This is a genomic window from Rhizobium ruizarguesonis (assembly GCF_012349115.1).
In the GTDB taxonomy this organism is placed as follows: Bacteria; Pseudomonadota; Alphaproteobacteria; order Rhizobiales; family Rhizobiaceae; genus Rhizobium; species Rhizobium ruizarguesonis.
Genome location: NZ_PQIG01000001.1, coordinates 181,706 through 193,969, shown reverse-complemented (window position 1 = coordinate 193,969; position 12,264 = coordinate 181,706). Strand labels below are relative to the sequence as shown.

The 12,264-nt window shown below is 62.8% G+C and carries 6 protein-coding genes; all 6 read right to left on the bottom strand.

Annotated features, from left to right (window positions below):
• Positions 1-139 precede the first annotated feature (139 nt).
• Positions 140-1,576 carry an HlyD family type I secretion periplasmic adaptor subunit gene (locus C3Y91_RS00820; RefSeq protein ID WP_168574876.1) on the bottom strand — a complete coding sequence of 479 codons (1,437 nt, stop codon included), beginning with the start codon at positions 1,574-1,576 and terminating at the stop codon, positions 140-142.
• Positions 1,573-3,717 (bottom strand): peptidase domain-containing ABC transporter, encoded by a 2,145-nt coding sequence (locus C3Y91_RS00815; protein WP_024323477.1) that lies wholly within the window; start codon positions 3,715-3,717, stop codon positions 1,573-1,575. Before C3Y91_RS00815 ends, C3Y91_RS00820 begins: the two co-directional genes overlap by 4 nt.
• A gap of 42 nt (positions 3,718-3,759) precedes the next feature.
• On the bottom strand, positions 3,760-4,068 hold the full coding sequence (locus C3Y91_RS00810; RefSeq protein ID WP_018067994.1) for a hypothetical protein: 309 nt from the start codon (positions 4,066-4,068) through the stop codon (positions 3,760-3,762).
• 67 nt (positions 4,069-4,135) lie between these two features.
• A complete protein-coding gene (locus tag C3Y91_RS00805; RefSeq protein ID WP_027688835.1) occupies positions 4,136-5,356 on the bottom strand; it encodes a GTP-binding protein in 1,221 nt (406 codons plus the stop codon).
• A gap of 22 nt (positions 5,357-5,378) precedes the next feature.
• Complete coding sequence (locus C3Y91_RS00800) at positions 5,379-10,670, bottom strand: DUF4082 domain-containing protein (RefSeq protein WP_042941122.1); 5,292 nt, start codon at positions 10,668-10,670, stop codon at positions 5,379-5,381.
• A gap of 378 nt (positions 10,671-11,048) precedes the next feature.
• The gene (locus C3Y91_RS00795) at positions 11,049-12,233 is read right to left on the bottom strand and encodes a GTP-binding protein (protein ID WP_024323480.1); all 1,185 of its coding nucleotides are present in this window, start codon (positions 12,231-12,233) and stop codon (positions 11,049-11,051) included.
• Positions 12,234-12,264: the final 31 nt, after the last annotated feature.

Sequence of the window (12,264 nt, the reverse complement as noted above, 5' to 3'; positions counted from 1 at the left end):
GTTGATAGTGCGCGCCCCTGAAAGCCGGGCAAATCCGACTTCACGACATGCGGGCGGGCCAGGCCGCGGCCATGGGATGCGAAATATCTGCCTTGAATCTCACTCGGGATCTCGTTCGGGGCAAACTGATCGTCACGACCTACGGTTCGCGTATTGCGTTGTCGAGGCCACGCAGCAGCGGATACAGGAAATAGGAGATCACCGTACGGTTGCCGACCTTGATTTCCGTGGTCACAGTCATGCCGGGAAGCAGTCGCACCGGCACATCTGTGGCATTCAGCCGGGTATCGGCAAGCAGGATCCGCGCCTTGAAGAAGGGGGCGGCCGGCTGGCTGGGCGTGGCTGTCTGCTCCTGCTGGCCCGTGAGGAACGTGTCCTGGCTGATGGTCCTCACCTCGCCTGTCGCGGTTCCGTATTTCTGGAACGGATAGGCGTCGAGCTTGACACGGGCTTCCTTGCCGACGGCGACCCGGCCGATATCGCGCGTGTTGATCGAGACTTCCGCTTCCAGCGGCACGTTAATGGGCACGAGTGTGACCACCGGCTCCGCCTCCCGCACCACCGAACCGACCGAGCGCTGCGCTAGGTCGAGCACGACGGAATCGGCCGGCGCCGTCAGCACGACCATGTTGCGGCGCAGTGCCATCTTCTTCAGTTCCTCGTCCGCCATGTCACGCTGGCCGCGCAGCTCCACCAGTTGCTCCATCGCCGCCCGGCGGAAATCCTCGATGAAGGCCTGGCGGTCGGCGCTCAGCTTGGCATAGGCGTGCGCGGCCTCGTCGGCCCGGCCGCGGACGGCCGTCAGATCGGACTCGACGTCGAGGCGGCCGCCGCGCGAGCCGAGCAGCGTGATCAGCGAGCCGCTCTGCTTGTTGTAGAGCCGCTCCCGCGCCGCCTCGATCTGAGAGAGCCCATCGCGCCTGTCATTGAGCACGGCCTCCTGGTTCTTGCTCGCCAGAAGAGCGGCTGACTGGCCGGCGATCTGCTGCTCGAAATTCTGCAGCTGCGCCGTGTAGAAGGCCCGTCGCTGGCCGAAGAGCTGCGCCTGCAGCATCTGGTCGGGCGTATCTCCCGCCGTGTAATCGTTGCCGGCAAGCTCGGCCTCGATGCGCCGCACTTGGGCGTCGAGCGCGGAGAATTTCGCCTGCTGCTGGTCGACATCGGCCTGGCTGAAAGTAGCGTCGAGGGTCGCGAGCGTCTGGCCGGCATGCACCACTTCGCCGGCCTTCACCTCGATCGTGCGGATGATCGAGGTTTCGAGCGGCTGGACGACGATGGTCGGCTGGGTGGTGACGAGCTTGCCGGGCGCGATCACCACCTCGTCGATCGACGAGACCGAGGCCCAGATGATCGCCGAAGCAATCAGCGCCGTCACGCAATAGAGCGTCATGCGCGCAACTCTGGGCGGCGCGCGTTCCTCGAGCTCGACCGCATCGGATTGGAACTCCGCAATTGCCGGCGGCAGCGGCGGGCGGGCGGTCAGTTCCCTTCCTTTGCCTGAGGGCGCCTTGTCTGAAGGGCCGTTGCCTGAAGGGACCGGCAGGTTCTCGCTGGGTTTTCTGGTGTGCGCGTTCATGCGACCTGCCTCATCTGCTGGGACCACAGGTGGCGATAGGTCATGCAGCGCGATACAAGCTGATCGTGCCGGCCGATATCGGCGACCTTGCCACGATCGATGACGAGAATGGCATCGGCATCGACGAGCGTCGAAAGCCGGTGCGAGACGATGATGACGGTGCGGCCGGCGGCGATGCGGCTCAGATTCTCGCGGATGATCGCCTCACTGTCGGGGTCGAGCGCGCTCGTCGCCTCGTCGAAGATCAACAGCTTCGGATCGGTGATCAGCGCGCGGGCAATGGCAAGCCGCTGCTTCTGGCCGCCTGACAGGTTGGAGGCGTTTTCCTCCAGCATCGTGTCAAAGCCACGCGGCAGGCGCTCGATGAACTCCTCGGCGCCGGCGATACGGGCAACTTCCATGATCTCCTCGATGCTGGCATCGGGCTTGGCGGCGGCAATATTCTCGCGCACCGAGCCGCGAAACAGGAAACTATCCTGCAGCACGACGCCGATGCTCGTTCTCAGATGCACGAGGTCGATCTCGCGGCTGTCATAACCATCCATGCGCACGAGGCCTTCCTGGCTCTGATAGAGGCCCTGGATGAGCCTTGTGATCGTCGTCTTGCCCGAGCCGCTCTTGCCGACCACGCCGAAGAGGCAGCCCGTCGGAATGGCGAAGGAGACATTGTCGAGCGCCGGCGCGCTATCCGGGCCGTAGCGGAAGGTGACCCTGTCGAATTCGATGCGACCCTGCAGATGCGGCCGAACACCTCGCCCGCGGCCCGCCTGCTCCGGCCGCTGATTCATGATCTCGCCGAGCATGCGCACGGAGAGCGCGACTTCCTGATATTCGTGCACCATGGTGACGATCTGCACCAGTGGTCCCGAGACCCGGCCGGCGAGCATGTTGAAGGCAACCAGCGCGCCGATCGTCATCGCGCCGCTGAAGACATCGAGCGCGCCGAGGCCGATGATCGCGACGCTCATCAGCTTCTCCAGCAGTCCGGTCATCGCCTGGGCGATGGTCGAGATCTTGTCGACCCGGAAACGCACGGAGATCGACTGGGCCGAATAATCGTCCCACACCTTGCGCTGGCGCGGCTCCAGCGCCAGCGATTTGACGGTGCGCATGCCGTGCACGGTTTCCACCAGCAATGCCTGCCGGTCGCCTTCGGCCTGATAGAGCGCCTGCAACCGGCGCTGGAACGGCCCGACGAGCATCATCACCACGAGCCCGACGAGGGCGGCAAAACCGAGCACGACAAGCGTCAGCTTGACGCTGTAGAGAAGCAGGATCGGCACGAAGACCAGGAGCGAAACGCCGTCCAACAGTGTGAGAAACAGCCGGCCGGTCAGGAATTCGCGGATGCGCCCCGTCTGCTGCATATGCTTGACGAGAACGCCGGCTGAGGCCTGCTCGAAGAGCGCGATCGGCAGGTTGAGCAGATGGCCGAAGGTGCGGGTCGCGACGCGGATGTCGATCCTGTTCGTTGCATAGAGCAGCAGATAGCGGCGCAGGAAGGTGAAGGTCGCGTCGAAGACGAGCGCGATCGCAATGCCCACTGTCAGAACCATCAGCGTCGCATAGCTCTGATGCACCAGCACCTTGTCGATGACGAGCTGAAAGAAGATCGGCGTCGTCAGCCCCAGCCCGTAGAGCACGAAGGCGGCGAGCGCGACATCGCGGAAGAAGCTGCGCTGCTTGATGATCTCGGGGACGAACCAGCGGAAGCCGAAGGGCCGGTCCTCATCGGACATGCGATAGTTGCGCTTCAGCAGGATCACCGATCCGAGCCAGGCCTTGGTGAACTGCTCTTCGCTGAGCATCATCACTTCGGCGCGTGATGCCAGCGGGTCGAGAACGCGGATTCTCTCATCCTCCCCGCTCCCGATAGCGCCGGCGATGACCACCCAGTTGCCGTTCGTCAGCTCGGCGAGCACCGGGAATGCCTCGCCAAGTTGGAACAAGGATCGCCAGTCGAGCGTCAGATGCCTTGCCCTAAGGCCGGCATCCTTGGCCATGCGCAGCAGCTGCCGCACGGCAACAGGATCGTTGCCGACGGCATAATCGTGCTGCAATCGTTCAGGAGCAAGATCGACGCCGTGATGACGCGCGACCAGCGCAAGACAGTGCAGGTTGGTATGCAGAAAACCACTCATGGCCCACCCGAAACAGTACGAGACCGAGGCAATATTTGTTTATCAGTTGAAGTTCGGCGAGGCGTTCGAAGCGCCGGCCTGCACCGACTGGATATCGGCAGCCGCCGCAGTCGACATATCGCCGATGCGACGGACCGCACCCGCTTCGACCAAACCGCCAAGCGCCTTCTGCATGAGATCGACCGCATTGGCGAAGGCATCGACCGGCATGATGATGCGCTGGCGGAAAACCGGCTTCGGGTTGTTGTTGGCGTCACGATCGGTGGCCGAGAGCGACATCAGGTCGATCCGCACAATGGTTCCCGTGATGGTGATTTCGCCGATGCCATCTGCGTAAAGTTCGTTGCTCATTGTTCTCTCCTCCGGTTGATAATCAAAACGTCTTCATCTCAGGGCGTCTTACGTCCATTAGGATGCTCTAACTATTTGAATGTGCGTGCTGCCAGGCCGGAAACGGGTCCCGAAGCCCGGCGGCAGTCTGCGGATCGAAGCCCGTCTCCTCACCGGTCAGGCAGTCGCCGAGCGCGGTGCGGATTGCGTCTTCGTCGAAGCCGGCGCCGATGAAAACGAGTTCCTGGCGGCGGTCGCCCCAGACCTCGTCCCAATGCCGGTCGATGAGCTGGTGGAACTGCGGATAACGCGGCCATTGCGCCTTCGGCACGGATGCCCACCAGAAGCCCTTGGTGTCGATGCGGCACTGCGTCCCGGTAATCGACAGCAGGCCGATCTCGTCGGGCCTTGTCGCCAGCCAGAAATGGCCTTTCGCGCGGATGAGGCCCGACCATTTCCTGTCGAGAAAATCCCGCAGCCTGGAGGGATCGAACGGCCGGCGGCTGCGATAGACGAAGCTCGAAATGCCGAATTCTTCCGTCTCCGGCACATGCTCGCCCCAACCGAAGAGTTCCTTGTGCCACAGCGGATGGCGGGCAGCTCTCGCTTCGCTGAAGAGGCCGGTATTCAGGATGGCATCGAGCTTCAGCCGGCCGAAACCGGTCTCGATGACGCGGGCATCGGGGTTGAGTCCGGCAACGATGCGGCGAACCTCGGCAAGCGCTGCAGGCGGCACATCCTGCGCCTTGTTGATGACCACGACATCGGCAAATTCGATCTGCTCGACGAGCAGTTCCACCAGCTTGCGCTCGTCGTCTCCGTCCCGGCTCTCGCCGCGATCCCTCAGGAATTCCGCGCTCGCATAATCGGCCAGAAGATTGACCGCATCGACGACGGAAACCATCGTGTCGAGCCGCGCGACGTCGCAGAGGGCTGCCCCGCTCTCGTCGCGGAAGGAGAAGGTCGCTGCGACCGGCAGCGGTTCAGCGATCCCGGTGCCCTCGATCAGCAGATAGTCGAAACGGCCGGCGGCAGCGAGGCGGCGCACTTCGCTCAGGAGATCGTCGCGCAATGTGCAGCAGATGCAGCCATTGGTGAGCTCCACCAACGTCTCATCCGTCCGTGACAGGTTCGCTCCCCCGTCGCGCACGAGATCGGCATCGATATTCACCTCGCTCATGTCGTTGACGATGACGGCGACCCGGCGCCCCTCGCGATTGCGCAGGACATGGTTGAGGATCGTCGTCTTGCCGGCGCCAAGAAAACCGGCAAGGACCGTCACCGGAAGTCTGTTGTCTGCACTCATCATCGGTACTCCCCGCTCGCTTATATTACGCCGCGAGCTGCGGTCTGAATGCTACGTCCACATAGTAGTTTGTGCTGTTATAGCTGGCACTTGGGAACAAGCCGCTCGACCCATAGGCATAGACGCCGTTGGTGCCGCTGAGCGCCGTCAGGTCGCCGTTCGTCACATCGGTGCTGAAGTAATTACCGGTCGCCGAATAATTGCCGTTGGTGCTGTAGGAAACGACATAGGTCGTATCCGCGGCGACCGCGACCTGCTGGGTGAGCGTTGCGGTCTGCCAGCCGCTTGCCGTTTCGTTGCTGAAGCTGACACTGCCGAGCAATGTGCCCGAGGCGGTCCAGAGATAGCCGTTGTGCGGGCCTGTATTGTCTGTCCCCTTGTAGAAGCGGATGCCGGTGACCCAGCCTGCCGTATCGGCCTGGAATTTCATGCCGAGATTGACCGGCTGGTTATCGTTGACGGAGACGATTGAAGGCGTCGCATTGGCGGCAAAGAGGTTCTGCTCCGGCCCTGCCGCCTGGCCGCCGTTGATGGTGAGTGCCACCTGCGCCGACGCCGTGCCGCCCTTGCCGTCTGCAATTGCGTAGCTGAAGCTCGCCGGTCCCGAATAGCCTGCCGTCGGGGTGAAGGTCACCGTCTGGGCCTGGGCATTGTAGGCGACCGAGCCGTTGACCGCGCCACTGACGCCGGTGATGACAAGCGGGTCACCATCGGCATCGGTGTCGTTGGCCAGGAGCACTGAGGCCTGGATGGTGATCGGCGTGCCGGTATTGGTCGACAAGCCGCTGTCATTGACGGCGACCGGAACCGCATTCTGCGAGCCCTGCTGATAGAGCACGTCGACCCAGTAATTGCTGGCATTGTAGGAGGAATTGGGGAACAGGCTGCCCGTGCCATAGGCATAAACGCCGTTGCCGCCGCTGACCGAACTTGCCGGCGCCGTCAGCGTGCCGCTCGTATGGTCCATCGTGAAGTAGTTCGCCGTTGCGGAATAGAAGCCGTTCGAATGGTAACTTGCCACATAGGTGGCGCCGGCGGTCACATTGATCGGCTGGGTGAAGGAAACCGTCTGCCATCCGCTCGCCGTCTCGCTGATGAAGGTCGCCTGGGCCAGAAGCTGGCCACTCGCCGTCCAGAGCGATCCGACATGCGTGCCGGTATCCTGGGCGCTCCTGTAATAAGTGATCCCGGTGATCTGGCCGCTGGCGGAAGCGATGAACTTGACGCCGAGTTCGACCGAGTTGGCATCATTGGCGGCGGCAACACCCGAGGTGTCGGCGCCGGTGAACAGGCTCGACGTCGTGCCTCCGCCGGGCGGCGTGCCGACAGTGAGGCTGACCGTGGCCGAGGCGGCTCCGCCGTACCCATCCGAGATCGAATAGGAGAAGCTCGCCGCACCCGTATAACCCGCCGTTGGCGTGAAAGTGACAGACTTGGTCTGGCTGTTGAAGGTCACCGTTCCGTTGATCGCACCGTTGACGCCGGTGATGCTGAGCGGGTCGCCATCGGCATCGGTATCGTTTGCAAGCAAGCTGGCTGCGGCAATCGACAGTGCGGTGTTGAAATAGGTCGTGTAGCCGTTGTCATTGGCAGCGACCGGCACCGCGTTGCCCGTCGACTGATTGTAGACGACATCCACCCAGTAGTTCGACGACTGGTAGCTGGAGGTCGGGAATGCCGAGCCCCCGACCGCGTAGACACCATTGCTGCCGGCCAGCGCCGTCAGCGCGCCGTTGGTATGGGCTGTCGTGAAATAGTTTGCCGTCGCCACATAGGAGCCTGTGGTGCTGTAGGAGGCGACATAGGTCGTGCCGGCCGCGATATGCACCGCGTTGGCGAATGTCGCGGTCTGCCAGCCGTTCACCGATCCGCTGTCGGCGAAGGTGACGGTCGCGACCAGCGTGCCGTCGGCCGTCCACAGGGAGCCGGTATGGGCGCCGGTATCGCCGGCCGCCTTGTAGTAGCGGATACCTGTAATCATGCCGCCGGTCGAAGCGACGAACTTCATGCCGAGTTCCATCGACTGGCCGTCGTTGAAGCCTGCGCCCGTCGGCCCTTCACTTGATGTAAACAGCGTTTCCCCGGCAGGGCCTGGGTTCACGGTGAGGCTGACGCTGCCCTGATCCGTGGCGCCGCGCCCGTCCGACAACGTATAGGTGAAGCTTGCCGGCCCCGAATAATTGTTGGTCGGCGTGAAGATGACGGTGCCGTTCTGCTTGTTGAGCGTCACCGTACCGTTGACGGCATTGCCGACGGCCGAAATCGTCAGCGCATCGCCATTGGGGTCCGTATCGTTTCCGACAAGTGAGGCGATGGAGATGACGACGGTATCATTGCCGGAGATGGTCAGCCCAATATCGTCGGTCGCGACCGGGGCGCTGTTGGGGCCGGCATCGAAGACCACGTCGACCCAGTAATTGGTGCCGGTGCCGGGGCTTTGGCCGGGAAACGTGCCGGCAGTGGTGCCGTAGGCGAAGACACCGCCGCCATCGACGGCCTTCACCGCGCCGCTGGCATAGGTGCCGCCGGTGAAATAATTGTTCGTCAGCGAGTAGAAACCGCTGCTGTGATAGGAGGCCACATAGGTCGTGCCGGCGGCAATCTGGATCGGGCTGGAGAACATCACTGTCTGCCAGCCGGAGAGCGACTCACCGACCGACACGCCGGTCGCCAGCAGCGTTCCGTTGGCGCTCCAGAGGCTGACGACATGGTCGCCGATATTGTTGAAGCCCTTGTAGAAGCGGATGCCCTCCAGGGAGCCTGCCGTCGTCGTCTGAAAGCGCAGGCCGAGCTCGACGGAATCGCGATCGATCGCCACTTCGACCGCCGGCTTTTCCGCAAGCGTCCAGAGGCCCGTCGTTCCAGGCAGGGTGACAGTCACCTGCTTGCCCGCCGATGGCGCCTCCATATTGACGCTGTCGTCGACGGCCCGTGACATAACCGTATAAGTGCCGCTCGCCTGCACGACCCAATTATAGCTCCAGCTCTCGCGGCCGGTGGCCTTGAACCAGTGCTGGCCGCCATCGGTCGAGACCTCGACGCCGGCAATGATGCCGCCGCCGAAATCCTGCGCCGTTCCCGTGATCGTCACATGCTGCCCTTCGAGGAAGCTTGCGCCGACGATCGGCGACGTGACCGACGAGGTGGGCTTCAGCGTGTCGGTCGATTGTGTCGCAAGGATCAGGCTCGCATCCAGCGTCGTCGGCTGAATGCCCATGTCCGCGAACATGTTGACCATCGCCTGCTGCACGTTGCGATCGGTTGACGTGGCCGGGCCCTGGTGGTTGTCACTCAGCCCCCAGGACCAGAAGACGGTGCCGGCGCCGAAGACGAGCGCGCCGCTTTCCGCCCGGTACATGGTGAGACTATGGGTGGCGACGGCCGAACCAATCGTTGCGCCGTAATCTCGCAGATAGGTATCGACCGAGACCGACGAGAGCGACAGGTTGATGAGACCATCCGGACGGAAGCCGTTCTCGACATCGGAATCCCACTCGTAGCCGAGCAGGTTTTGCACCAGGTTGTAGGTTTCGCCTTCGGTCAGCTGGGAGACATCGGTATTGCGCCAGAAGCGCAGGTTCGAATAGTCGTAGGGGATGGAGATCGTATCCTGGCGGTAGCTGTCCACCTGGAACATCGTGCCCGTCAACGCATTTTCCGGCTGCTGCCCCGGATCGGCATAGCGCGGATCGCGCCAGGTGCCGGTGCCGACATTGCTCGGATCCGTGCTCGTGCCCCAGGTTTCCTTGTAGCAGACCATGGTGCGGTAGGCCTGGCCGCTACCGTCGATGCTGCTTTCCCAGCGAACCTTCCAGTAGCACTCGTTGCCGCTCCAGAAGGCGAGGTTGACGCCGGCATCGCGGGCCGCCTCGACATTGGCGCGCTGTTCGGCAGACCAGTATTCGTCATGCCCGACGGAGAGATAGGCATCGTGGTTGAGCAGCAGGGCGCCGTTGCGCGTCGCATCGACGCCGGAAATATAGGAAACGTCGTAGCCGTTCTGCTCCAGCCACGAGATGGCGGAGGATTCGACGCCGAAGATGTAATCGTGCGAACCGCCGACCGGGCTCGTATTGGTGATGATCGGTCTGTTATAGCTGACCGCCGAGGCCCGGCCGATGGCCTGCAGGCCGCAGCTGCAGTTCGGCGGCAGGTAGCCGATCATGTCTGCGGGATCGACGGGCACTTCGCCATAATAGAGGCTGGCGCCGCCCCAGGCATTATAGGCCTGCCATGTCGTGTCGGACGTCTGAAAGACGATATTGCTGGTGGAGGCGTCGTCGCGCACGACGAAAGGAATGATGCTGGCGTCTTCGACGCCGTCCTCGCGCACCAGCTTGGCGAAATAGACGCCGGAGACCGCGTCCGTCGGAATCTGCCAGCTCGCCGAGACCGACCAGTTGCCGCAGTCGATCAGGCCGAGCGACATATCGACGATCGGGTGAGGCTGGATCTGCGCCGTGGTCAGCGATTGCTCGATGGAGCCGACCTTGCGCGCGCCGTCCCCGCCATAATAGCCCATGCGGTAGATATCGATGCGGTAATGGGTGGAATCGGTGGCGATCTTGAAATCGACGGTCTGGCCGATATTCGTGCTGATCTCTGTGGCGAAGCCCTGGATGGTGCCGCCGCCGTCGCCCTCCAGACCCCACTCGCTGATCGGGTTGCCCTGCTTCAGGTTTTCGAGCGCGATCTTGTTGGGCGTCGCCGCAGCCGCGGCCGCCGCCAGCGGTGCCGCCAGTGCCGTCGGAGCCGCAGTCGTCTCGGCAGAAACGTCCTGGCTTGGCTCCACCGAGATGGATGCTATCGACGCCTGAAGGCGCAACGAAGCCGTGTCGAGACTGCTGGAAGAACTGACCGGCGCCGCCGTCTTGGCGCTGCCGGTATCGGCGTCGCTGGCAATACCCGTAAGCGTGGGAGCGGCAGGCAGTGTCGCAGCCTCCTCGTAAGGATCCGGGCCAAGCACGGTGCGTTGCGGCGGCGAGGAAGCCGTCTGGAAGACCGTCGCAGCCGACGCCGTCTTCGTGGACGTGTCCTGCGCCCCGACATCGGCCGCAGACGCCGGCATCGGGGTCGACGATGCAGGGGACGATTGCACGTCGCCTGATGATATCAAGGATGATGTGACCGTGCCGGTGAACGAGGATTGGACGGTTGCGCTGCTCTGATTGGCAAAGCTTGGGGATCCATCGGTACTCGAAGATACGACCGTCGCGGATCCAAGGACTGCGCTCCAGGCAGAGGATGCACGACAGATACTCAACGCTCCACCAAATGTACTCAGGTACTCACGATTACTCACATGAATTCTCCGCATTAGCGGCGTCCCCTTCCGCACCGGCCGGCCCTTCGACCGCTATAGAAGACATTCATTCTGGCACCTTTGCCAAGGGAACGTATGACACCAATCTGGGGTATGTGGGTGGTACCCCCATACGCCGATATGATGACCCCTCACCTCATACCCGACCGACAAGGCCCCAAAGCTGCCTGCGGCTACTGCCAGCGCATGACCCCGAAAATCGGAATCGATTTTTGGAAGGATTTATGCGCCCATTCAAAGTGTTAGAGCGTCCTTAGCGCGTCTGAAAAGACGCGCGGCGCTCTCAGTGGCTGACGCTGGTTGAAAGGGAATTCTGGGCCGGTCCGGCTGGTCAAGCCAGTTGACGCAGGGGGTGTCCTGCGCCGCCCCGTGCTACCACGCCGGAAACGGATCTTCGAGGGTCGCCCAGTCGCGCGGATCGGCGCTGGCGAGGCATCCGTCCAGTGCGGTCCGCACAGCTGTCTCGTCCATATCAACGCCGATAAAGACCAATTCCTGCCGACGATCGCCCCAAGCGCTATCCCACCGGCTCTCGAGATGCTGACGAAACTGCTGATGGTTCGGCCAGTCCTGCCGGGGCACGGCTGCCCACCAGAGCCCCATGGGCTCGCAGCGCCGCTGGATGCCGGCAGCCGACATCAGGCCCACATGACGCGGGCGCGTGGCAAGCCAGAAGTGGCCTTTGGCACGCATCACCCCCGGCCAGGGCTCGTCCAGGAATGCTCGAAACCGCATGGGGTCGAAGGGACGCCTCGTGCGATAGACGAAGCTCGAGACCCCGTATTCCTCCGTCTCTGGAACATGGTCGCCCGGGCTGTACAATTCCTTGTGCCACAACGGGTGCGCGGCGGCCTTTGCTTCATCGAAGAGGCCCGTATTGAGGATGGTTGCCAGAGAAACCTTGCCGAAGTCCGTCTCCACCTGGCGCGCATCCGGGTTGAGCGCGGCAACGATCTTGCGAACATCAGCGCGGATCTCTTCGCTCGCCTCCGAGATCTTGTTGATCACGACAACATCGGCAAACTCGATCTGATCCACCAGCAGGTCGATGAGCGTGCGCCGATCCTCACCGTCGCGCTGCAGGCCGCGGTCGGCGAGCAGATCGGCACTGCTATAGTCGGCTAACAGGTTTGCAGCGTCGACCACGGTCACCATTGTGTCGAGGCTGGCAAAATCGGCGAGCGAGACGCCCTTCTCGTCGCGGAATGAAAAGGTTGCCGCGATAGGGCATGGCTCGGCAATGCCGGTCCCCTCGATCAACAGATAGTCGTATCGTCCCTCTTCGGCCAGTCGCCGCACTTCCGCCAGCAGGTCGTCGCGCAGGGTGCAGCATATGCAGCCATTGCTGAGCTCGATCAATGTCTCCGTCGTATGCGACAGGTTGCAGCCGCCGTCTCGGATGAGACTGGCGTCTATGTTCACTTCGCTCATATCGTTGACAATCACGGCGACCCGCAGGCCCTGACGATTCATCAGCACGTGGCTGAGAAGCGTCGTCTTCCCGGCGCCGAGAAAGCCGGTGAGCACTGTCACGGGTAGCCGGTCGATCCCGTTCATCGACATCCCTCGAATATGGACGTTCGGGGCG